Source organism: Pseudomonas sp. MPR-R2A5 (assembly GCF_058793055.1).
The window spans coordinates 1-22,098 of the sequence record NZ_JBXAFK010000068.1 but is presented as its reverse complement, the minus strand read 5'-3'; the positions used below and the strand labels follow the sequence as shown (position 1 = coordinate 22,098).

The following is a 22,098-nucleotide window of genomic DNA, read 5'->3' as shown; positions in this document are numbered from 1 at the left end:
ATCCCTCTCCCGGTGCCGACGCGGTTAGTCGGCGCCGGTTTTTTCTCCACTCTGCCGCCTAGAAGCCTGCCGCCATGCGTCCAGCCCGTGCCCTGATCGACCTCCAAGCCCTGCGCCACAACTATCAATTGGCCCGTGAAGTCACGGGGGCCAAGGCCCTCGCCGTGATCAAGGCCGATGCCTACGGCCATGGTGCCGTGCGGGTGGCCCAGGCGTTGGAAGCCGAGGCCGACGGGTTTGCCGTGGCCTGCATCGAAGAAGCACTGGAACTGCGAGCTGCCGGCATTCGCGCGCCGGTGTTATTGCTGGAAGGTTTTTTCGAAGCCGATGAGCTGCCGCTGATCATCGAGCATGATTTCTGGTGCGTGGTGCATTCGCTGTGGCAACTGGAAGCTATCGAACAGGCCACCCTGAGCAAGCCGCTGACCGTCTGGCTCAAGCTGGACTCGGGTATGCATCGCGTGGGCCTGCACCCCAAGGATTACCCAGCGGCGTACCAGCGGCTGCTGGCCAGTGGCAAAGTCGCCAAGATTGTATTGATGAGCCATTTCGCTCGCGCCGATGAACTCGATTGTGTGCGCAGCAATGAACAGGTGGCCGTGTTTGAGGCTGCGCGTCAGGGCTTGTCAGCCGAGGTCAGCCTGCGTAACTCGCCTTCGGTGATGGGCTGGCCAAACGTATCCAGTGATTGGGTTCGGCCAGGCATCATGCTGTACGGTGCGACGCCGTTTGGCGAAGACCAGGCCGTCGCCGCGCGTTTGCAGCCGGTGATGACCCTGGAGTCGAAAGTCATCTGCGTGCGTGAACTGCCGGCCGGCGAGCCGGTGGGCTACGGCGCCAAGTTCATCACGCCAAAACCGATGCGCATCGGCGTGGTCGCCATGGGGTACGCGGACGGCTACCCACGCCATGCGCCAACGGGCACGCCGGTGCTGGTGGCGGGGCAACGCAGCCAGTTGCTGGGGCGTGTGTCCATGGACATGCTATGCGTCGACCTCACCGATGTACCCCAGGCCGGCCTCGGTTCCACCGTGGAACTGTGGGGCAAGAATATTCTTGCCAGTGATGTTGCAGTCGCCGCCGAGACCATTCCCTACCAGATCTTCTGCAACCTTCGCCGTGTGCCAAGGCTCTATTCCGGGGCTTGATCGACCTCGACGAACGGAGCCGGCCAGGATTTAGGCCCAAGTGTTGTAAATACTGAACGCTGTCGCCATGATAACGCTCAATTACAACAAAGCCTGAATCCTAGGAGGCTCCCGCATTGGACGTCGGCGAACGACTGCAATCCATCCGTAAACTGAAGGGTCTTTCCCAGCGCGAGCTCGCCAAGCGCGCGGGTGTCACCAACAGCACCATTTCGATGATCGAAAAAAACAGTGTCAGCCCTTCCATCAGTTCCTTGCGCAAGGTGCTGGGCGGCATCCCTATGTCGATGGTCGAGTTTTTTTCTGAAGAGATCCTCCAGGAAATACCGACACAGATCGTCTATAAAGCCAATGAGCTGATCGACATCTCCGACGGTGCCGTCACCATGAAACTGGTGGGCCGGGCGCACCCGAGCCGGGCCATCGCATTTCTCAATGAAATCTACCCGCCAGGCGCCGACACCGGCGAAGAAATGCTCACCCACGAAGGCGAAGAAACCGGGATTCTGGTGGAAGGTCGACTGGAGTTGGTTGTCGGTCTTGAAACTTTTGTGCTCGAAGCCGGCGATAGCTACTACTTTGAAAGCACCAAGCCCCATCGTTTTCGCAATCCGTTCGACGTGCCGGCGCGACTAATCAGCGCAGCCACACCCGCGAACTTTTAACAACAGAGGCGCCCTGCCAGCGTTGCAGAGGTTCCCGCAGCCGTATTCCGCCAGGCTGAATCTCCCTTTATTTAATGGGGTTGTTTCAGCCAGGCGGGCTAACCGTTATACTTTCGCCGCCTGCGAAACCGTGGCCGCAGGCGTGAATAGCCACCATTGAGGGTGAACGCGTGAACCTAATTATGAAAATGCTGGCTGCACCAGCAACCGTACTGGCCCTATGGGCTGTCAGCGCTCAAGCTGCGACCAATGATGACATTGCCAAGCGCCTGGAGCCTGTAGGCCAGGTTTGCGTCCAGGGGCAGGAATGCAAGGGGATGGAGGTGGCTGTGGCTGCTGGTGGCGGGGGCGCCGCTAAAACGCCTGATGATGTGATCGCCAAACACTGCAACGCATGCCACGGCACCGGCCTGCTGAATGCTCCGAAGATCGGTGATACCGCTGCCTGGAAAGAGCGGGTAGGTCATCTGGATACTGTATTGGCGGAACTCAAGATCGAGGACCCGCAGAAAGGCACCAAGGGGTTGGCCCAGGTCGCCAAGCATGGCTTGAACGCCATGCCTCCGATGGGGACGTGTGCTGATTGCAGCCTCGAAGACCTTGAAGGTGCGATCAAGAAGATGTCCGGTCTGTAATCAGCCGATCTTCGTCAAAAATGCCGCTTACGAGCGGCTTTTTTGTGCCCGTAATGTGTGTTTCGAGGCTGTTCTTTGCAGCAAAGACCCTGCAAGCTCGGTCAAACCCCTAATAACGGAATGTTCAGGAGGGTCGGATGGTGCAGTTGTGTTCAATCGAGCAAGCAGTTGACGACGTACTGGCACGCTTGCCGGCGCATATCCACATGGGCATGCCCTTGGGGCTGGGCAAGCCGAACCTGTTCGCCAATGCGCTGTACCGGCGTATCGCCAAGCTGCCGGAGCGGGCGCTGACGATCTACACCGCGCTGAGCCTGGGCCGTCCGGCCTTAGGCGATGGCTTGCAGAAGCGCTTTCTCGAACCCTTTATCGAGCGGGTGTTTGGCGATTACCCCGAGCTGGATTTTCTCGCCGACCTGCACAAGGACAGTCTGCCGGCGAATATCCACGTGCAGCAGTTTTTCATGCAGCCTGGCAGCTTGCTCCACAGCACCTCGGCGCAGCAGGATTACGTGAGCAGCAACTACAGCCATGCCGCACGCGACATCAATGCCGCCGGCCTCAACCTGGTGGCGCAGTTGGTGGCCAGCAGCGCCGAACACCCCGATCGCCTGAGCCTGAGCTGCAACCCCGACATCACCCTCGACCTGTTGCCGATGATCGCCAAGCGTCGCGCCGCAGGGGAAACCATTCTGGTGGTTGGCCAGGTCCACAGCGATTTGCCCTACATGCCTGGCGATGCCGAGCTGGGCATGGACGAATTCGACTACCTGCTCGATGAAAAGGACAGCACCACCTTATTCTCCACGCCGAACATGCCCGTGGGGTTCCAGGATCACTTTATCGGCCTGCACGCCAGCACCCTGGTGCGTGATGGGGGAACCTTGCAGATCGGCATCGGCTCGATGGGCGATGCGCTGACGGCCGCGCTATTGGCGCGCCAGGCCGACAACGAAGCCTATCGCTTGCTGCTGACGGACCTGGATGTGTACCAGTGGGCGCCACTGATCAGTCGTGAGGGGGGTGTCGATCCCTTTGCCCGCGGTCTTTACGGCTGTAGCGAAATGTTCGTCAACGGTCTGCTGGTGCTGGCGGATGCGGGAATTGTGCGACGCAAGGTCTACCCCGATGTGGCAACCCAGGCACAAGCCAATGCCGGGCTCCTTGACGACGCGGCACAACCCGATGGTGTCTCGATCCACGGCGGCTTCTTCCTCGGGCCGCGCAGTTTTTACCAGCGCTTGCAGGAGATGACCTACGCCAAGCGCCAGGCATTCAACATGACCCGCATCAGCTACATCAACGAGCTGTACGGGCAGGAAGAGCTCAAGCGTTTACAACGCCTGGATGCGCGGTTTATCAACAGCGCGATTGCGGTGACATTGCTCGGTGCCGGGGTTGCCGACCAACTGGAAGGTGGTCACGTGCTCAGCGGCGTGGGCGGGCAGTACAACTTTGTTGCCCAGGGCCATGCGCTGGAAGGTGCGCGATCGATCCTGATCCTGCGCAGTTGGCGCGAGGCGGGGGGCGAGGTCAGTTCCAATATTGTCTGGGAGTACGGCCATTGCACCATCCCACGGCACCTGCGGGATATCGTCATCACTGAATACGGCATTGCCGACCTGCGTGGGCAGACCGATGCCAAGGTGATCGAGGCGTTGCTCAACATTACCGACTCACGCTTCCAGGCCGACTTGATCGAGCAGGCGCAAAAGGCCGGCAAGTTGCCCAAGGATTTCCAACTGGACCCACGCTTCAGCGACAACACGCCGGAGCGGCTCCAAGGTATCCAGGCGCGGCATCGCCGACTGTTTCCGGAATATCCGCTGGGTACTGATTTCACCGATGAGGAGCGGGATCTGTTGCGCGCGTTGAACTGGCTCAAGAGCAAATTCAAACTGACGGAGATTCTGGAGTTGGGCAAGGCGGCGCTGGATGCACCGGAGCCGGAGGCGTTTCCTGAACATCTGGTGCGGATGCGGTTGGATAAGCCGGAGGGTTTGAAGGAGGACCTCTACCAGCGTTTGTTGCTTGCCGGCCTCCAGGCTACCGCGCATTAATTGTCAGTCGGTTAAGGTTTTTTTGTAGGAGCGAGCTTGCTCGCTCCTACAGAAGGCGATGTTGGCCTAACTGACGGGCATTGGGGTTTACCCCCTCCCACATTTTGATCGTGCTCACCTGGCATTTGCTGTGTAGCAAATTACTCGATGAAGGTAACGACGCCACCTTCCAGCGACTGCACACGCGCCAGCGACTCAACCCGATAACCCTGCGCATCCAGCTCCGCCCGACCGCCTTGGAACGACTTCTCGATCACAATCCCCAAGCCCGCAACGGTCGCGCCGGCCTGCTTGATGATCGAGATCAGGGCCTGGGAGGCCTTACCGTTGGCCAGGAAGTCATCGATGATCAGCACGCGGTCACTGCTGGTCAGGTGGCGTGGCGAGATCGCCACGGTGCTTTCTACTTTTTTGGTGAAGGAATACACCGTTGCCGACAGCAGGTTTTCGGTGAGGGTCAGGGATTGCTGCTTACGGGCGAAAATCACCGGCACGCCGAGGTTCAGGCCGGTCATGATCGCTGGGGCAATCCCTGATGCTTCGATGGTGACGATCTTGGTGATGCCCGAGTCCTTGAACAGCGCGGCGAACTCGTCGCCGATCAGCTTCATCAGCGCGGGGTCGATCTGGTGGTTCAGAAAGGCGTCGACCTTGAGTACCTGATCGGAAAGCACGATGCCTTCTTCGCGAATTTTCTTGTGCAGTGCTTCCACGGAAAGCTTCCTCTAATGGCGCGTTGTGCGCCGAAAGTAGATTAAAAAGTAGTCGATTCTAGCGCTTTAACATCGCGCGTATATCCGCCAGGGCGGTGTTGCCGCGAACGGCCTTCACCTCGGTCGGGGTGTCGTCATTGCCTTCCCAGGCCAGGTCGTCCGGCGGCAGTTCATCCAGGAACCGGCTGGGGGCACAATCGATGATTTCGCCGTATTGCTTGCGCTTGGCGGCAAAGGTGAAGGCCAGGGTCTGACGCGCGCGCGTAATGCCCACGTAGGCAAGGCGTCGTTCTTCCTCGATCGTGTCGGCTTCGATGCTGGAGCGATGGGGGAGGATTTCCTCTTCCATGCCCATGATGAACACGTAGGGAAATTCCAGGCCCTTGGATGCATGCAAGGTCATCATCTGTACCCCTTCGGCGCCGTCTTCCTCTTCCTGCTGGCGTTCGAGCATGTCGCGCAGCACCAGCTTGCCGATGGCGTCTTCGACGGTCATTTCGCCGTCTTCGTCTTTTTCCAGGGTGTTCTTCAGCGCTTCGATCAGGAACCAGACGTTGCCCATGCGGTAATCCGCGGCCTTGTCGCTGGAGCTGTTGGTGCGCAGCCAGTTTTCATAGTCGATGTCCATGACCATGCTGCGCAGGGCGCTGATCGGGTCTTCGCCGGCGCACTGTTCGCGCACTTTGTCCATGAAGCGCTTGAAGCGCGACAGGCGATCGGTGAAGCGCGTGTCCAGGTGTTCGCCCAGGCCGATTTCGTCGGTGGCGGCGTACATCGAGATCTTGCGTTCGGTGGCGTAGTTGCCGAGCTTTTCCAGGGTGGTGGAACCAATCTCGCGGCGCGGCACGTTGATGACGCGCAGGAAAGCATTGTCGTCGTCCGGGTTCACGATCAGGCGGAAGTAGGCCATCAGGTCCTTGACTTCCTGGCGTCCGAAAAAGCTGTTACCGCCCGACAGGCGATACGGCACCTGGTGGTGCTGCAACTTCAGTTCGATCAGCTTGGCCTGGTAGTTGCCGCGGTAGAGGATCGCGAAATCGCTGTAGGGGCGGTCGGTGCGCAGGTGCAGGCTGAGGATCTCCACGGCCACGCGCTCGGCTTCGGCGTCCTCGTTGCGGCAGCGGATCACGCGGATCTCGTCGCCGTGGCCCATCTCGCTCCACAGTTGTTTTTCAAACTCGTGGGGGTTGTTGGAGATCAGCACGTTGGCGCAACGCAGGATTCGGCTGGTGGAGCGATAGTTCTGCTCCAGCATCACCACTTTCAGGGACGGGTAGTCGTCCTTGAGCAGCATCAGGTTTTCCGGGCGCGCACCGCGCCAGGCGTAGATCGACTGGTCGTCGTCGCCGACCACGGTGAACTGGTTGCGCGTGCCGATCAGCAACTTCACCAGCAGGTACTGGCTGGCGTTGGTGTCCTGGTATTCGTCCACCAGCAGGTAGCGCACCTTGTTCTGCCACTTTTCGAGGATGTCGGCGTGTTCCTGGAACAGCTTGACCGGCAACAGGATCAGGTCGTCGAAGTCCACGGCGTTGAACGCCTTGAGCGTGCGCTGGTAGTGGGTGTAGACGATGGCGGCAGTCTGCTCCTTGGGGTTGCGCGCGTTTTCCAGGGCTTCGGCGGGCAGGATCAGGTCGTTTTTCCAGGCGCCGATCATGTTCTTGATCTCGTCGACGCCGTCGTCGCCCGCGTATTCCTTCTGCATGATGTCGGTCATCAGGGCTTTGACGTCGGTCTCGTCAAAGATCGAAAAGCCCGGTTTGTAGCCCAGCCGCACATGCTCCTTGCGGATGATGTTCAGGCCCAGGTTGTGGAAGGTGCACACGGTGAGGCCACGGCCTTCGCCACCCTTGAGCAGGGTGCCGACACGCTCTTTCATTTCCCGCGCCGCCTTGTTGGTAAAGGTCATGGCGACGATGTACTGGGCGCGGATGCCGCACTGCTGGATCAGGTGCGCGATCTTGCGGGTGATCACGCTGGTCTTGCCGGAGCCTGCACCGGCGAGCACCAATAGAGGGCCGCCGACGTAGTTCACGGCTTCTTGCTGCCGGGGATTGAGTCGGGACATACGGAATTTCAGGAGTCGTTGTTCAAAAGGGCGGGCATTTTAACAGGCTGGCAAGATTCTGCTGCCCTGGATCGACGGTGTGACGTACCACTCGATCTAAATTTGCCGGTTTTGATACTTTGCCGCAGGATGTGTGTGTATTTATACGAATGTTTACAGTCTGCGCATTTGATAACCCCTATCGTTGGTGATTATCAGACCGCACGTCATAATGCCCACCGCCATCGATATTTTGCAGAGTCTAGGGAGCTAGCTTGTCTACGCCTGTCGAACCCTTGCGTTTGCTGCTACTGGCCGATGAGCCAGCGTGGGCAGCGTTGTTGCGCGAGTGCCTGGCGCCGATGGGCGATGGGGCTGTGCTGATCAGCGCACCCAACTGGGACTCGGTGAGTCGTCTGTTCGATGACGACCACACTGCCGTGCTGTTGACCACGCCCTGCCTGCAACCCGGCCCTGGGCGTTGCAGCCTGCCGTGCGTGTTGTTGCTGGAGGAGGAGCCTCTGGTTGCGCCACTGGGGGTCAGTGACTGGCTGGTCCGTCATGCCCTGGACGCCGACACCCTGCGCCGCTGCCTGCGCCATGTGCGCGAGCGTGGCCTGTTGGAAAACACCCTGCAACGCCTGGCCGAACAGGACCCGCTCACAGGTATCGCCAACCGCCAGGGTTTCCAGACCCTGCTGGCTGCGCGCCTGGCTGAGAACGACGGCCGCGGCCTGGCCCTGGGTCATTTGGACCTCGATAACTTCCGCCATGCCAACGATGCCCTCGGTCACCAGGCCGGCGACCGACTGATCCTGCAAGTGGTCTCGCGGCTCAAGAGCCAGCTTGAGGCCGGCGACCAACTGGCGCGCCTGGGCAGCGACGAGTTCGCGTTGCTGATCGACACCCGTCGCGCTCCTCAGCGTGCCGAATGGATGGCCGAACGCATCACCGAAGTCATGGCCGAGCCTTATTGGGTGGACGGCGAAAGCCTGCTGATCGGTTGCAGCCTGGGCGTGGCGCACGCCCGTGCTCGCGCGGGCGCCGACCCGCTGATGTGGCATGCCCACATCGCCATGCAGCAGGCCAAGAGTACCCAGGGCTGCACGTTTCATATCTTCAACGAACGTATCAACCGCAACGCCCGCAGCCTGGCCGACCTGGAAAGCGAACTGCGGCGCGCCTTGCGCCGTGATGAGCTGGAGCTTCACTACCAGCCGCGCCTGGACCTGGACGACGGGCATATCGTCGGCCTGGAAGCCTTGGTGCGCTGGCGCCACGGTGAGCGCGGCCTGTTGCCGCCCAGCGAGTTCGTGCCCTTGGCCGAACAGAGTGGCCTGATCGTACCGCTGGGCTACTGGGTGATCGCCCGTGCCCTGCGTGACATGCAAGACCTGCGCGAACGTGGCCTGCCGGCATTGCACATGGCGGTCAATCTGTCGTTTCGCCAGTTCCAGGACAGTCAGTTGCTCTCGACCCTCAGCCGACTGATTGCGGAGTGCGGTGTGGATGCGCAATGGCTTGAATTCGAACTGACGGAAACCGCTGTCATGCGGCGCAGTGACCTGGTCAAGCAGACCATGGATGCCCTTGGCCGCCTCGGTGTGCGGTTTTCCCTGGATGACTTCGGCACCGGCTTCTCGTCGTTCGTGCACCTCAACAGCCTGCCGATTGCCTTGTTGAAGATCGACAAGAGCTTTGTCGGTGGAATGGAGGAGCGGGAAGAGAACCGCAAGCTGGTGCACGCGATGATCAACCTGGCGCACAACCTGAATCTTGAAGTGGTGGCCGAAGGTGTCGAAACCCCGGAACAGCTTGCGCTCTTGCGCTTGTTCGGTTGCGATCAGGCCCAGGGTTACCTGATCAGCAAGCCGCTGCCGTTGCCCGAGTTGGTGGAATACCTGACGTTCGGGAAAAGCCAGCAGGCGTTGCTGGGTTGAGCAGGGTTTTTATTCTGTCTGTGCGGTCTGAAATGCTGGCTGTGTTTCAGGCTCCTGGCGAATCATGCGTTTCATTTTTGCCTCAAACGCCCACGTCAGGCTGACGGCCGCGCAGGCCAGGCCCAGCGCCAAGCCCCACCATACGCCAGTCGGCCCCCAGCCCAAGGTGAAGGCCATCAACCAGGCGGAGGGCGCGCCGATCAACCAGTAGCAGCCAAGCCCCACCAGGAACGTGGTCTTGGCGTCTTTGAGCCCGCGGATACAGCCCATGGCGATGGTCTGCACGCCGTCGAACAGCTCGAACCAGGCGGCGACGGCCAGCAGGCTGACAGCCAGCACGATGACATCGTGAAACGCCGGGTCGTTATGGTCGAGGAACAGCCCGATCAGCGGGTCTGAAAACAGCCAAAACACCAGGGCAAACCCCAGCATCACCACTGCGCCGAAGCCGATGCCGACCCGGCCAGCCATGCGCGCCTGCAGCAGTTGGGCGGCGCCATAATGCTGGCCGATGCGCATGGTCACCGCGTAGGACAACCCCGCCGGAACCATGAATGCCACCGAAACTATCTGCAGGGCAATCTGATGCGCCGCCAATTGCGTACTGCCCATGGTGCCCATGCACAGTGCGGCGAAGGCAAACAGCCCGACTTCCACTGCATAAGTACCGCCAATCGGCAGGCCCAGGCGCCACAACTCGCGCAGGTATTGAGTGTTGAGACGCAGCAGGCCGCTGCTTAGCGGGTAGGCCGCATACGCCCGGTTGCTGCGGATGTACCACATCAGCGCCAGTGCCATGCTGTTGGCGACGATCGCCGTGACCAGGCCGATGCCCATCAAGCCAAGTTTCGGCAAGCCGAACATGCCTTCGATCAAGGCATGGTTGAGCAAGTAGTTGACCACCGTGCCGCCGAGGCTGATCACCATGACCGGTGTGGCCTTGCCGATGGCGCTGGTAAAACCGCGCAGGGCCATGAAACTCAGGTAGCCGGGCAGGGCGAACGGTAGGATCGTCAGGAATTGCCCCGCCGAGTGCACGTTGGTTTCGGTTTGGCCGAACATCAACAGCACCGGCTTGAGGTTCCACAGCAGCAAGGCCGCCACCAGCGCCATCAGCCACGCGAGCCATAGCCCGGCCTGGGTCAGGCGCGTGGCGCCTTCGATATCGCCCGCGCCGTGGCGGATGGCAACCAGGGTGCCCACGGCGGCAATCACGCCGATGCAAAAAATCGCTACGAACGAATACGTCGCCGCGCCGAGGCCGCCGCCGGCCAGGGCTTCAGGGCTCAGGCGCGCCATCATCAGGGTGTCGGTCAGCACCATCAGCATGTGCGCCAACTGGGAAGCAATCAACGGCCCTGACAACCGCAGAATGGCCCAGAGTTCGGTACGTGCCGGATGCCGCATGATCATCACGCTCAGAAAGTCAGAGAATTGGGGAGGGGTTGATTCTCGGCGCTCTCAGCCCATTGCACAAAGGGATAAAAGCGATCGTTTGCATGATTAAAACTCATGCCTGATTGATTCTGGTAGGGTTTGCCCATTGCGCTGTCGGAGCTTTCCCTATGTCTCGTCGTCTTCCTCCGCTGTATGCCTTGCGGGCCTTTGAAGCCGCATCGCGGCACAACTCCTTCACCCGCGCCGCTGAAGAACTGTCGATTACGCAAAGCGCAGTGAGCCGGCACATCCGCACCCTGGAAGAGCACTTCGCCTGCCGCCTGTTCCAGCGCAGCGGCCGTAACCTGCAGCTCACCGAAGCCGCGCGCCTGCTGTTGCCTGGCGTGCGCGAGGGATTTGCCGCGCTGGAACGGGCCTGTCATACCCTCAATGCCGAAGACGACATCCTGCGTATGAAAGCGCCGTCCACCTTGACCATGCGCTGGCTGCTGGCGCGCCTGAGTCGCTTCCGGCATTTGCAGCCGGGCAACGAGGTGCAACTGACCAGCGCATGGATGAGCGTGGATGAAGTGGACTTCAATCAGGAGCCATTCGATTGCGCGGTGTTGTTGAGCGATGGGCATTTTCCGGCGGATTGGGAGGCCAGCTACCTGTTCCCGGAGTTATTGATTCCGGTGGGTGCGCCGAACCTGTTGAGTGACGGTCCCTGGGACGTGAGCCGCCTGGCCACCGCCGAGTTGCTGCACCCCACGCCCGACCGTCGGGACTGGCGCAGTTGGCTGGAGCGCATGGGCCTGGCTTCCCAGGTGTCGCTCAAGGGTGGGCAGGTGTTCGATACCCTGGAGCTGGGCATGATCGCCGCTGCGCGCGGCTACGGGGTGTCCATGGGCGATTTACTGATGGTGGCCGAGGACGTCGCCCAGGGAAGGCTGAGCCTGCCGTGGCCAACGGCTGTCGCCAGTGGTGAAAGTTACTACCTGGTGTGGCCGAAAACCCGCCCGGGTGGCGAGCGCTTGCGTCGGCTGGCGGAGTTTCTGCAGGGCGAAGTGCAGGCGATGGTGCTGCCGGCAGTCGAGCGTCTCGATTGAATCGCTTCAGCGCTTTCTCGCAACCGTTTGCGTGATACCCCTGTGAATAGCTCAAGTATTGCCCAAGCCCGCCGAAGTAGGGGTGTTGGAACTATCGTGCACCAACGTTACCCACCAGATAATTCGCCGAGCAGCGCTATGAGATCAGGATGATCCTGGCCTCGGCCAGGAGCTGTCATGTCTCAACCTCGTGCCCGGATCGCTTCCCAGTTAGGTCTCGCATTAGCCGTGATTCTGGCTGTCGTTATCAGCGGCAGCACTGTTTTCGCCTTGCGTTCCCTTGACTCCGCCAACCTCGCCACCCGCGAGGAGCACTTGGCCAGCGAGGCGCGCTTGCTTGCCGACCAACTCAATACCTTCCACAGCACCTTGCGCGAGAGCACTCAGCGTTTGAGCGGGCTGTTTGAAAAGCGTTTCGGCGCGGGTTTGAGCGTGCACGGTGATCAGCAGATGGCTGTGGCTGGCGTACAGACCCCGGCCCTCTACCTGGGCAGTGACCTGTTGAACAATGATTTCGATGAGGTCGATGAATTCAAGGACACCTCCGGCGGCGTGGCCACCGTGTTTGTGCGCAGCGGCGAAGACTTTATCCGCATCAGCACCTCCCTGACCAAACAGGATGGCAGCCGCGCCATCGGTACGGCCCTGGACCACCAGCACCCGGCCTATCAGCGCCTGCTCGCGGGGCAGAGTTATGTCGGCCGCGCCGTGTTGTTCGAACGTTCCTACATGACCCAGTACACGCCCGTGCGTGACGCGGCTGGCAAAGTTATCGCGGTGTTGTTTGTCGGCTTCGACTACACCGACGCGCAGAACGCGCAGTTCGACAACCTCAAGCGCTTCCGCATCGGCCAGACCGGTTCACTGGCCCTGTTGGATGAACAGAAACGCTGGCTGGTGCCACCCGCAGGCGTGCAGGCGCTGGATCAAGCGGTTCCGGTGATGCTGGACCTGGCCAAGACCCCAGGCAAGGGCCGCTTCTGGAGCGACAAGAACGAAGATTTCTACAGTGTCTCGGTGCCGTTCGAGGGCGGCCCGTGGTCGGTGGTTGCGAGCATGCCCAAGGCCGAGATTCGCTCGGTGACCTGGGGCGTCGGTATTCGCCTGGTGATCGGCAGTGTGCTGGCGATGCTGCTGGCGGTGGGGGCAACGGTCTGGTTGTTGCGCAGCAAGCTGGCCCCCTTGAGTGACCTGGTACGCCAGGCCGAAGCCCTGGGCGCGGGTGACTTGAGCGTACGCCTCAATGTGTCCAGCCATGACGAGATCGGCCAACTGGCACGCAGCTTCAACCAGATGGGGGAAGCGCTGTCGACCATGGTTTCGCATATCCGCAAGGCGGCTGAAGAGGTCAACGGCCGTGCCCAGGCACTGTCCGGGTTATCCGGCGGCGCCTATGAAGGCATGGAGCAGCAGTCTGGCGAGATCACCAGCATGGCCGGCGCGGTCGAAGAGTTCAGCGCCACCTCACTGAATATCGCTGACAACATGGGCAATACCGAACGCCTGGCCCAGGAAAATGCCCAGCAGACCCGTATCGGGCGCACGTCCATGCAAGAGGCGTCGTCGTCCCTGGAGCATATCGCGACCGCGCTGAACAGCACTGCCACCGTCATCAACACCCTGGGCCAGCGCTCCCAGGAAATTGGCGGCATCGTCGGGGTGATCACCGCGATTGCCGAACAGACCAACCTCCTGGCACTGAACGCCGCCATCGAAGCCGCCCGCGCCGGTGAACAAGGCCGTGGCTTTGCGGTGGTGGCCGATGAAGTGCGCAACCTGGCGTCGCGCACCCGCCAGGCGACCGACGAAATTTCCGGGATGATCCAGAGCATCCAGCAGGAAACCGGCAACGCCATCAGCACCATGGAACACGGCAATGCACTGATGCAGGAAGGCCTGGCGCGTAATGCCGACGTGGCTTCGGCGCTGGCGCGGATCGACGAGCAAAGCCGCTCGGCCGGTCAGCAGTTTGCTGCGATCACCACCGCCACCCAGGAACAGAGCAGCACGGCGACCTTGCTGAGCAGCAACTTGCAGAGCATTGCGCTGGCCAACAGCGAGCAGCGTGAGGTGGTGTCCAACCTGGCCATTACCGCCAAGGAACTGGAGACGCTGGCGGCAAGCTTGCGGCACGAGGTGGATCGTTTTCGTTGAAGGCGGCCCAGGGCGTGTGTCTAGCGGGTCTTGAGCGCGTTAGCCAGGCGCAGCATGGCGATTTCGATTTCATGGGCGGTCAAGGACGAGTAGCCCAATAGCCAGCCCTGTTTCTGTGCGGTGCCGGCGTATAGCCGACTCAGGCCGGACAGTTGCACACCCGCGCTGGCGGCCTTGTGGATGGTTTTTTCTTCCGACCAACCCTCATGGAGCACGCAGGGAATTTGCAGCCCGCCTTGGGGGCGGCATGCCGTGACCACGCCGTCCAGATGCTTGCCGATGGCATCGAGCATGACGGTTTGGCGCCCGGCGTAGAGTTTGCGCATTGCGCGCACATGGGCGTTGTAATGACCGTCCTCCATAAAACGCGCCAGGGTCAATTGCAGGAGTTGAGGCGTGTGGCCGTCCATCATGCTGCGAGCATAGGTGAAGGCTTTGACCAGCGCAGGGGGCAGCACCATGTAGCCCATGCGCAGCCCGGGGAAGAGGGTCTTGCTGAAGGTACCGAGGTAAAGCGTGCGCTGGTACTTGTCCAAGCCCTGTACACAGGCCGTGGGTTTGCCGTCGTAGTGGAACTCGCTGTCGTAGTCATCTTCGATGACCCATTTGCCTTTTTCCGCCGCCCAGTTGATCAGCTCAAGCCGCCGTTCCAGTGTCAGCGTGGCGCCGGTCGGGTATTGATGGGAGGGCGTGACATACACGCAGTGGGCGCCGCTGCGGTCGGCGTGCAGCAGGTCGGTGCGGATGCCCGATTCATCGACATCGATGGGCACGACCTTGGCCTCGGCGGTTTCAAAAGCCTTCCTGGCGCCGTAGTAGCCCGGGTTTTCCAGCAGGATCGGCTGGCCGACGTCCACCAGCAACTGCGCGCATAGAAAAAGCGCCTGGCGCGTGCTGCTCAGCACCAGGATCTGGTCGGGCGAACACTGGGCGCCGCGTTCAAGGTTCAAATACGTAGCGATGGCTTTGCGCAACGGCTCGGCCCCTTGCGGGTCGCCGTGCAACAGCACGCTGCTGCGAGAGTCCCTCATCACCTGACGTTGCAGGCGTTCCCAGACGTCGGTGGGAAAGGAGCGGGTTTCAGGCAGGCCCGTGGCGAAGGCTTTGATCACCTGCTGGTCGTTTACGCCACCGCTGTCGAGGATCATCCGTCCGCGCTGGCTCAAGCCGGTGCCGAGGGGCGCGAGACTGCTTTTGCCTGCCTGCGCCTTGATACGGCGGCCGGACCCGCCGCGCAATTCGGTGCCGAGGGCCTCGCACACATAACTGCCGGAACCTTCGCGCCGCGCGATAAAGCCATCGCGCTGCAACTGCACGTAGGCGTTCTCCACCGTATCGCGTGCGATCCCCAATGACTTGGCCAACACCCGCGTCGCAGGCAGCTTCAGGCCGGGCGCCAGTGCCCCGTCGAGGATCAACGCCCGCAGCGCGCGTTGAATTCGCTGGTGCAGGCCCAACCCCTGGAGCTGCACATCGTCAAGGCGCATTTTCAGGGTTTCAAGCTCGAACGTTTTCGCCATGCGGTCTGCCTTTCCTCGAAGAATTGGCCGGTAATGGCAGGCCAGTCTATCCGTAGACTTGGGCCTGAGCCACAGCCTTCACGTTGGCGGACAACCCACTGCGTGAGGCTCAATTTCTCGTATGGCAAGGAGCAATGCCCTCATGTCTTCTTCGATATCGTCGTCTTCGCTGCGCCCACGCGACCTGTTTCACCCCCTGGTAGCCGGTCTGATTTCAGTCATCGTCAATTATGGCGGTACGTTCATCCTGGTGTTCCAGGCCGCCAAGGTGGCCGGGCTCAGCGCGGAGCTGACCGCTTCGTGGGTCTGGTCGGTGTCGATCGGTGTTGGGGTGACGGGGCTGGCTCTCAGTTGGGTGAGTCGTGAGCCGATCATCACCGCGTGGTCGACTCCCGCGGCGGCGTTTCTGATCGTCGCATTGTCGACCACGCCTTATGCCGAGGCGGTCGGTGCGTACATCATTTCGGCCGTGGCATTTGTGCTGCTCGGGTTGTCCGGCTGCTTTGAAAAAGTCATCCGGTTGATTCCGCCAGGCATTGCGGCCGCCATGCTGGCCGGCATTCTGCTGCAGTTCGGGATCGGCGCATTCAGTGGCATGAGCCTGGACCCTGCCCTGGTGGGGTTGCTGATTGCCGCTTACGTTGGGTTCAAGCGGTTTACCGCGCGCTACGCGGTCGTCGGAATTCTGGTGCTCGGGCTGGTATTGCTGCTGGTGCAAGGGCGAGTGGATCTATCGGGATTGTCCCTGCAATGGGCCGCGCCGGTTTTCACCCAGCCTGAATTCTCCGTCAATGCGCTGCTCAGTGTGGCATTGCCGCTGTTCCTGATCACCCTCACGGGCCAGTACATGCCGGGCATGCTGGTGTTGCGCAATGATGGCTTCAAGACCAGCGCCAACCCCATCCTGGCAGTGACCGGGCTGGGCTCGCTGTTGATGGCGCCATTCGGCTCGCACGCGTTCAACATCGCGGCCATCACGGCGGCCATCTGCACGGGCAAGGAAGCCTCGGAAGACCCGTCCAAACGTTGGCTCGCGGGTGTTACCGCTGGGGTGTTCTATATCCTTGTCGGGGTGTTCGGGGTGACGTTGGCCGCCTTATTCATGGCGTTCCCGTCGGCGTTTATCACCACGTTGGCCGGCTTGGCCCTGTTGGGCACCATTGGCACCAGCCTGGCCAACGCCATGGCGGACACCCGATCCCGTGAAGCTGCGCTGATCACCTTTCTGGCCTGCGCCGCAAACATCACCCTGCTGGGGATCGGTGGAGCGTTTTGGGGGTTGTTGATCGGATTGGCCGCGTATGTGCTGCTGAACGGCCGCCTGCCCCGTCGCCGGGCGACTGTGGCGCCGGTCTCCGAGCCGGTGGTGACGGCGAAGGGAGCGGCCCAATGATGCGCGCCAATCAGCCGTTAACGACCTGCCTGTGCGTGAGCGCGTGGTTGCGCTGTGCCGCCGTCGCCCGGTGTATCGCCGAGGGGTGTTTCTAGCCGTTTGCGCCGTCGACTTGGCTGGAGGCCGAGGGCCGGTATTGCAGTGCTTCGGCAATGTGGTTGCGGCCGATAGTGTCTGCGCGCTCCAGGTCCGCCAGAGTGCGGGCGACCTTGAGCAGGCGGTGGGCGGCTCGAAGGGACAGGGTCAAGCGCTCGCAGGCGCTTTCCAGCCAGGCTTCATCCGGCTTGGACAGCGCGCAATGCTGGCGCAACCCAGAGAGATCCAGGAACGCATTGGCGCAACCCTGGCGCCGCTGTTGATGCTCTCGAGCCTGGGCGACCAGCGCGGAGGCGGTGGATGTGTCGCCGCCGGGCTGTGGGGTCGGGTTCAGCGCGGTGATTTCGCGGGCGACCGTCAAGTGCAGGTCGATCCGATCCAGCAAGGGCCCGGAGAGTTTGTTGCGATAGCGTTGGATTTGCTCGGGCGTGCAACGGCATCGGTTGCAGGGCGCGCCCATATAACCGCAGGGGCAGGGGTTCATCGCCGCCACCAGTTGGAAGCGCGCGGGGAAGCGCACTCGGTCACGGGCGCGGGAAATCACGATGTGCCCCGACTCCAGTGGCTCGCGCAAGACCTCCAGCACCTTGCGATCAAACTCCGGGAGTTCATCCAGGAACAGCACTCCATGATGGGCCAGGGTGATTTCCCCCGGCTGCGGTTTCGATCCGCCGCCCACCAGTGCCGGACCGGAGGCTGAATGGTGTGGCTGGCGAAACGGCCGGTGGGGCCAATGGCTCAGCGGTGCCAGGCTGACCACGGATTGAATCGCCGCCACTTCCAGTGCTTCCTGTTCACTCAATGGCGGCAGCAACCCGGGCAGGCGGCTGGCGAGCAAGGTCTTGCCGGTACCTGGTGGCCCGCTGAACAGCAGGTTATGTGCGCCCGCTGCTGCAATCAGCAGTGCGCGCTTGGCTGACAGCTGGCCCTGAACTTCACTCAGGTCCGGGTAGGGTTTGTTCGAATACAGCAGCCCGTCAGACTTGTAGGGCTCAATCGGTGCATGCCCATTCAGGTGTGCCACCACCTGCAGCAGGTGATCCACGGCAATGACCTTCAGCCCGGATGCCAGGCACGCTTCCTCGGCATTCGCCCGCGGCACTATCACGGTGCGCCCGGCCTTGCGCGCCGCCAATGCGGCGGGCAATACGCCTTTTACCGCCCGCACCTCGCCGGACAACGCCAACTCCCCCAGGCACTCCACGTCATCCAGCATCAACGCCGGCACCTGCACACTCGCCGCCAGGATCCCCAGGGCGATCGCCAGATCAAAGCGCCCACCGTCCTTGGGCAGGTCGGCGGGCGCGAGGTTGAGGGTGATACGGCGGGAAGGATATTGCAGCGCTGAGTTGAGGATGGCACTGCGTACGCGGTCCTTGCTTTCCTTGACCGCGGTTTCTGGCAGCCCCACCAGGGTGAGCGACGGCAACCCGTTGGCCATATGCACTTCGACGGTGACGGCAGGGGCTTCGACGCCGACCTGGGCGCGGCTGTGGACGATGGCGAGGGACATGCTCGTTCCTTGAAAGAGGTGGCCGCTTCCTGCGGTTTTTCAAGGGTAGACGAGGTGGGGAAGAGCGAGGCGGGGAGGTTTTACAGAACGTATCCAGAACAAAAGGTAGAGCAAATGTGGGAGGGAGCAAGCCCCTTCCCACACTGATCGCATTTATTCCGCAGGAGGGTTCAACCGCGCTTCCAGCTCTGCAACTTTCGCCTCCAGGCTCTCCAAGCGCGCACGGGTGCGGGCAAGTACGACCATCTGGCTATCGAATTCTTCCCGGCTCACCAGGTCCAGCTTGCTGAAGCCGCTTTGCAGCAACGCCTTGAACTGGCTTTCGATTTCATTGCGGGGCAGCGGGGTGTCGCCGCTGAACAGGCGAGAGGCGTGGCCGCTCAGGGCGTCGAGGAGGTCTTTGGGCGCGAGCATGGGAAATATTCCGGAAAACTGTTGGCGGGCAGTGTATCACGCAGCGTCTATAGTCATTTCCACGGCCGCAGGCGCACGCTTTTCGCGCATGGGGGCGGGCGTCTGCGCACTGTTTTCGTGCGCAATGGCGCCGCCAAAAAGCCTCGCAGGTGGGCGTAGCGGAGCAAAGGACTGATTTCAGTGATTTTTACGGAGCTGGCAAGGTTTCTGCTTAGACGATCATGACCCATGCACTGATGCAGTCGCTGTGACGAATGCAGTGCGCCGACGGATCAGGGGTACAGGTTTCGTCACCAGTGGTTCGCTGGCGTTGCAACGGCAACTGCTCTTGCGACGACGCGTTACAAAGCCAGGCACTGCGCTTAGACTTGAGACGGGTTTGTTTTCCTGGGGCAAGTCCACCAATTCGGGAGAGAGTTTTCATGAAGCTAGTCACTGCCATCATCAAGCCGTTCAAGTTGGACGATGTACGCGAGTCGTTGTCCGAGATCGGCGTGCAGGGCATTACCGTTACTGAGGTCAAAGGCTTCGGTCGGCAGAAGGGTCACACCGAGCTGTATCGCGGCGCGGAATACGTGGTCGATTTCCTGCCGAAGGTGAAGATTGATGTCGCCATTGACGACAAGGATCTTGACCGGGTTATCGAGGCGATAACCAAGGCCGCCAACACCGGCAAGATTGGTGACGGCAAGATCTTCGTGGTCAATCTGGAACAGGCTATTCGCATCCGTACCGGCGAAACCGATACCGACGCAATCTAAGCCGCCAAACCCCAACGCCCCAGGAGAAAACAATATGACTCTGCGTAAATTCGCAGGGCTCGGAGCCCTGTTGTCCATCGTAATGCCAAGCCTGGCCATGGCGGCAGACGAAGTGGCGGCTCCAGTCCTCAATTCCGGCGACACGGCGTGGATGCTCACATCCACCGCGCTGGTGCTGTTCATGACCATTCCCGGCCTGGCCTTGTTCTACGGCGGCATGGTGCGCTCCAAGAACATTCTTTCCGTGATGATGCAGTGCTTCGCCATTACCGGCTTGATCACCATCCTGTGGTTCGTCTACGGCTACAGCATGGCGTTCGACACCACGGGTATGGAAGCAGGCGTCGTCAACTTCAACTCCTTTGTGGGCGGCTTGTCCAAGCTGTTCCTGTCGGGTGTGACCCCTGCCAGCATCACCGGCCCGGCGGCGCTGTTCCCTGAGGCGGTGTTCGTCACCTTCCAGATGACCTTTGCCATCATCACTCCGGCGCTCATCGTCGGCGCCTTCGCCGAGCGTATGAAGTTCTCCGCGATGCTGATCTTCATGGGCGTCTGGTTCACCCTGGTCTACGCACCGATTGCCCACATGGTCTGGGGCGGTCCGGGTTCGTTGCTGGGTGACTGGGGCGTGCTGGACTTCGCTGGCGGTACCGTGGTGCACATCAACGCCGGTGTGGCCGGTCTGGTCGCGTGCCTGGTCCTCGGCAAGCGTAAAGGTTTCCCAACCACGCCAATGGCGCCACACAACCTGGGTTACACCCTGGTGGGTGCGGCCATGCTGTGGGTGGGCTGGTTCGGCTTCAACGCCGGTTCCGCTGCTGCGGCCAACGGCACTGCCGGTATGGCAATGTTGGTGACCCAGATCGCTACCGCTGCCGCTGCGCTGGGCTGGATGTTCGCCGAGTGGCTCACCCACGGTAAGCCAAGTGCCCTGGGCATCGCCTCGGGTGTGGTGGCGGGCCTTGTGGCAATTACGCCGGCAGCCGGCACTGTGGGCCCGATGGGCGCGCTGATCATCGGCCTGGCGGCGGGTGTGGTGTGCTTCTTCTGCGCGACGACCCTGAAACGCAAACTGGGCTACGACGATTCCCTGGACGCCTTCGGTGTTCACGGTATCGGCGGTATCCTCGGCGCAATCCTCACCGGTGTGTTTGCAGCGCCGGCACTGGGTGGCTTCGGCACCGTGACTGATGTGGCGGCCCAAGTCTGGATTCAGTGCAAAGGCGTCGGCTTCACTGTGATCTATACGGCTATTGTGACCTTCATCATCCTCAAGGTGCTGGACATGGTCATGGGCCTGCGGGTTACCGAAGAAGAAGAGGCTGTCGGCCTCGACTTGGCGCAACACAACGAACGCGGCTACAACTTGTAAGTACGCAAAAAAAAGATGCCCGGCTTGCCGGGCATTTTTTTGCCTGGCGTTTGTCAGTCATAACAAGCTGTACCGGTTTTAGCGCAAAGTTTGTGATGGCGCGCACACGGTACTTGTAAGCGTGCGAATGTCTTACAGCCATGTAGGCGTATTCGGCACTTTGTTTTTTCCCAGAGCGCGCTAGAATGCGCGCCGATGGGCGGAGAACTGTATGTGGCAACAGACCCTGATTACCTTGCGGGCCAAGCCCCGGGGTTTTCACCTGGTAACCGATGAGTTGCTTGCCGGCTTGCCTGAGTTGAAGGCATGCCGCGTGGGCCTGTTGCACCTGTGGCTGCAGCATACCTCGGCTTCGTTGACCATCAACGAGAATGCCGATCCGGCGGTTCGTCGTGACTTCGAGCGTTTCTTCAACTCGCTGGTGCCGCAAGGGCGTGCGGGGTTTGAACACAACGACGAAGGCCCGGACGATCTGCCGGCGCACTTCAAGGCCAGTCTCCTGGGCTGCCAGCTGAGTTTGCCGGTCAAGGCCGGCCGCTTGGCGATGGGGACCTGGCAAGGTGTTTATCTGGGCGAGCACCGTGATCATGGTGGTGCTCGTAAAGTCCTCGCCACCTTGCACGGTGATGGGGCATAAGCCACTGGTTATCCGGTGGATGTTGATTTTTTTCCGGCGACCTCGACAGAGGGTGAGGCTGGGCTATAACTAATCTGCTTTTCGCAAGTCATGAGGTAGAACATGAGCGACGATGATCTGGAAAACGACGAACTGGAAGTAGGTGACGAAGACGACACCGAAGAAGGCCTTGAAGCGGCGGCGGAAGACGTTGCCGACGACGATGGCGGTGACGATGTTCCTGTTCCGGCTGCCAAGGGCAAGGCGAAGGCTGCTGTTTCGGTAGACGAATTGCCGAGCGTTGAAGCCAAGAACAAAGAACGCGATGCGCTGGCCCGCGCGATGGAAGAGTTCCTCGCTAAAGGCGGCAAGGTGGTTGAAGTCGAGCCCAACGTGGTTGCAGATCCGCCCAAGAAGCCTGACAACAAGTATGGCAGCCGGCCTATCTAAGGCCCGCCGCATGCCTGTATGAAAAAGCCCGCCGTCGCTGCGGGCTAATGAGATGGTCACCCCCACACCCTGCGAGGGCTACGCTTTCGCAGGGTGTTTTGTTTTTGGAGGCCAT

The 22,098-nt window shown here is 61.1% G+C and carries 18 protein-coding genes; 12 read left to right on the top strand and 6 right to left on the bottom strand.

Annotation, left to right across the window (positions count from 1 at the left end; all coding sequences use genetic code 11):
• Positions 1–74 precede the first annotated feature (74 nt).
• From alr to AC1Q6I_RS31820, 4 genes are all read left to right on the top strand, one after another.
• The gene (alr, locus tag AC1Q6I_RS31835) at positions 75–1,148 is read left to right on the top strand and encodes an alanine racemase (protein WP_102625040.1); all 1,074 of its coding nucleotides are present in this window, start codon (positions 75–77) and stop codon (positions 1,146–1,148) included.
• A 116-nt stretch (positions 1,149–1,264) separates the two neighbouring features.
• Positions 1,265–1,813, top strand: coding sequence for a cupin domain-containing protein (locus AC1Q6I_RS31830; RefSeq protein WP_003176893.1), 549 nt, complete (start codon positions 1,265–1,267; stop codon positions 1,811–1,813).
• A gap of 170 nt (positions 1,814–1,983) precedes the next feature.
• Complete coding sequence (locus tag AC1Q6I_RS31825) at positions 1,984–2,448, top strand: c-type cytochrome (protein ID WP_172831364.1); 465 nt, start codon at positions 1,984–1,986, stop codon at positions 2,446–2,448.
• Between the two features lie 137 nt (positions 2,449–2,585).
• Entirely contained in the window at positions 2,586–4,508 is a 1,923-nt protein-coding gene (locus tag AC1Q6I_RS31820; protein ID WP_069077273.1) for an acetyl-CoA hydrolase/transferase C-terminal domain-containing protein, read from the top strand.
• Between the two features lie 140 nt (positions 4,509–4,648).
• Here AC1Q6I_RS31820 and AC1Q6I_RS31815 read toward each other — a convergent pair whose 3' ends face one another.
• Positions 4,649–5,221 carry a xanthine phosphoribosyltransferase gene (locus AC1Q6I_RS31815; RefSeq protein ID WP_024078079.1) on the bottom strand — a complete coding sequence of 191 codons (573 nt, stop codon included), beginning with the start codon at positions 5,219–5,221 and terminating at the stop codon, positions 4,649–4,651.
• A 58-nt stretch (positions 5,222–5,279) separates the two neighbouring features.
• On the bottom strand, positions 5,280–7,289 hold the full coding sequence (gene rep / locus AC1Q6I_RS31810) for a DNA helicase Rep (protein WP_024078078.1): 2,010 nt from the start codon (positions 7,287–7,289) through the stop codon (positions 5,280–5,282).
• A 254-nt stretch (positions 7,290–7,543) separates the two neighbouring features.
• Here rep and AC1Q6I_RS31805 point away from each other — a divergent pair, with 254 nt between their 5' ends.
• The gene (locus AC1Q6I_RS31805; RefSeq protein ID WP_024078077.1) at positions 7,544–9,208 is read left to right on the top strand and encodes a putative bifunctional diguanylate cyclase/phosphodiesterase; all 1,665 of its coding nucleotides are present in this window, start codon (positions 7,544–7,546) and stop codon (positions 9,206–9,208) included.
• A gap of 9 nt (positions 9,209–9,217) precedes the next feature.
• On the opposite strand, the gene AC1Q6I_RS31800 is transcribed toward AC1Q6I_RS31805, so the two are convergent.
• Positions 9,218–10,621, bottom strand: coding sequence for a NorM family multidrug efflux MATE transporter (locus AC1Q6I_RS31800; protein ID WP_102625039.1), 1,404 nt, complete (start codon positions 10,619–10,621; stop codon positions 9,218–9,220).
• A gap of 152 nt (positions 10,622–10,773) precedes the next feature.
• Between AC1Q6I_RS31800 and AC1Q6I_RS31795 the strand changes: the two genes are divergently transcribed.
• Positions 10,774–11,694 (top strand): LysR substrate-binding domain-containing protein, encoded by a 921-nt coding sequence (locus AC1Q6I_RS31795; RefSeq protein ID WP_024078075.1) that lies wholly within the window; start codon positions 10,774–10,776, stop codon positions 11,692–11,694.
• Positions 11,695–11,871: 177 nt separating this feature from the next.
• Complete coding sequence (locus AC1Q6I_RS31790) at positions 11,872–13,848, top strand: methyl-accepting chemotaxis protein (RefSeq protein ID WP_102625038.1); 1,977 nt, start codon at positions 11,872–11,874, stop codon at positions 13,846–13,848.
• 20 nt (positions 13,849–13,868) lie between these two features.
• Here AC1Q6I_RS31790 and pdxR read toward each other — a convergent pair whose 3' ends face one another.
• Positions 13,869–15,368, bottom strand: coding sequence for a MocR-like pyridoxine biosynthesis transcription factor PdxR (gene pdxR, locus AC1Q6I_RS31785; RefSeq protein ID WP_069077276.1), 1,500 nt, complete (start codon positions 15,366–15,368; stop codon positions 13,869–13,871).
• A 142-nt stretch (positions 15,369–15,510) separates the two neighbouring features.
• Here pdxR and AC1Q6I_RS31780 point away from each other — a divergent pair, with 142 nt between their 5' ends.
• Entirely contained in the window at positions 15,511–16,761 is a 1,251-nt protein-coding gene (locus AC1Q6I_RS31780; protein WP_069077277.1) for a benzoate/H(+) symporter BenE family transporter, read from the top strand.
• Positions 16,762–16,852: 91 nt separating this feature from the next.
• Here the strand turns inward: AC1Q6I_RS31780 and AC1Q6I_RS31775 are convergent, their stop codons facing one another.
• Together AC1Q6I_RS31775 and AC1Q6I_RS31770 are read right to left on the bottom strand one after the other, a co-directional pair.
• Entirely contained in the window at positions 16,853–18,370 is a 1,518-nt protein-coding gene (locus AC1Q6I_RS31775) for a YifB family Mg chelatase-like AAA ATPase (protein ID WP_069077278.1), read from the bottom strand.
• 153 nt (positions 18,371–18,523) lie between these two features.
• Complete coding sequence (locus AC1Q6I_RS31770; RefSeq protein ID WP_010567183.1) at positions 18,524–18,784, bottom strand: accessory factor UbiK family protein; 261 nt, start codon at positions 18,782–18,784, stop codon at positions 18,524–18,526.
• Positions 18,785–19,206: 422 nt separating this feature from the next.
• Between AC1Q6I_RS31770 and glnK the strand changes: the two genes are divergently transcribed.
• The 4 genes from glnK to sutA all read left to right on the top strand — a co-directional run bounded on the left by glnK (position 19,207) and on the right by sutA (position 21,983).
• Positions 19,207–19,545, top strand: coding sequence for a P-II family nitrogen regulator (glnK, locus tag AC1Q6I_RS31765; RefSeq protein ID WP_002555808.1), 339 nt, complete (start codon positions 19,207–19,209; stop codon positions 19,543–19,545).
• A gap of 34 nt (positions 19,546–19,579) precedes the next feature.
• Positions 19,580–20,917: an ammonium transporter gene (locus tag AC1Q6I_RS31760; RefSeq protein ID WP_024078070.1), complete on the top strand. Its 1,338-nt coding sequence runs from the start codon at positions 19,580–19,582 to the stop codon at positions 20,915–20,917.
• 211 nt (positions 20,918–21,128) lie between these two features.
• Positions 21,129–21,554, top strand: a complete 426-nt coding sequence (locus AC1Q6I_RS31755) for a secondary thiamine-phosphate synthase enzyme YjbQ (RefSeq protein ID WP_017845176.1) — start codon at positions 21,129–21,131, stop codon at positions 21,552–21,554.
• Positions 21,555–21,656: 102 nt separating this feature from the next.
• The gene (sutA, locus tag AC1Q6I_RS31750; protein WP_010567186.1) at positions 21,657–21,983 is read left to right on the top strand and encodes a dormancy-specific transcriptional regulator SutA; all 327 of its coding nucleotides are present in this window, start codon (positions 21,657–21,659) and stop codon (positions 21,981–21,983) included.
• Positions 21,984–22,098 lie beyond the last annotated feature (115 nt).

Excerpts from the sequence above, each read along its gene's own strand:
- alr (WP_102625040.1), top strand. The coding sequence starts at position 75 with ATGCGTCCAGCCCGTGCCCTGATCGACCTCCAAGCCCTGCGCCACAAC.
- AC1Q6I_RS31820 (WP_069077273.1), top strand. The coding sequence starts at position 2,586 with ATGGTGCAGTTGTGTTCAATCGAGCAAGCAGTTGACGACGTACTGGCA.
- rep (WP_024078078.1), bottom strand. The coding sequence starts at position 7,289 with ATGTCCCGACTCAATCCCCGGCAGCAAGAAGCCGTGAACTACGTCGGC.
- AC1Q6I_RS31800 (WP_102625039.1), bottom strand. The coding sequence starts at position 10,621 with ATGATCATGCGGCATCCGGCACGTACCGAACTCTGGGCCATTCTGCGG.
- AC1Q6I_RS31795 (WP_024078075.1), top strand. The coding sequence starts at position 10,774 with ATGTCTCGTCGTCTTCCTCCGCTGTATGCCTTGCGGGCCTTTGAAGCC.
- AC1Q6I_RS31790 (WP_102625038.1), top strand. The coding sequence starts at position 11,872 with ATGTCTCAACCTCGTGCCCGGATCGCTTCCCAGTTAGGTCTCGCATTA.
- pdxR (WP_069077276.1), bottom strand. The coding sequence starts at position 15,368 with ATGGCGAAAACGTTCGAGCTTGAAACCCTGAAAATGCGCCTTGACGAT.
- AC1Q6I_RS31780 (WP_069077277.1), top strand. The coding sequence starts at position 15,511 with ATGTCTTCTTCGATATCGTCGTCTTCGCTGCGCCCACGCGACCTGTTT.
- AC1Q6I_RS31775 (WP_069077278.1), bottom strand. The coding sequence starts at position 18,370 with ATGTCCCTCGCCATCGTCCACAGCCGCGCCCAGGTCGGCGTCGAAGCC.
- AC1Q6I_RS31770 (WP_010567183.1), bottom strand. The coding sequence starts at position 18,784 with ATGCTCGCGCCCAAAGACCTCCTCGACGCCCTGAGCGGCCACGCCTCT.
- glnK (WP_002555808.1), top strand. The coding sequence starts at position 19,207 with ATGAAGCTAGTCACTGCCATCATCAAGCCGTTCAAGTTGGACGATGTA.
- AC1Q6I_RS31760 (WP_024078070.1), top strand. The coding sequence starts at position 19,580 with ATGACTCTGCGTAAATTCGCAGGGCTCGGAGCCCTGTTGTCCATCGTA.
- AC1Q6I_RS31755 (WP_017845176.1), top strand. The coding sequence starts at position 21,129 with ATGTGGCAACAGACCCTGATTACCTTGCGGGCCAAGCCCCGGGGTTTT.
- sutA (WP_010567186.1), top strand. The coding sequence starts at position 21,657 with ATGAGCGACGATGATCTGGAAAACGACGAACTGGAAGTAGGTGACGAA.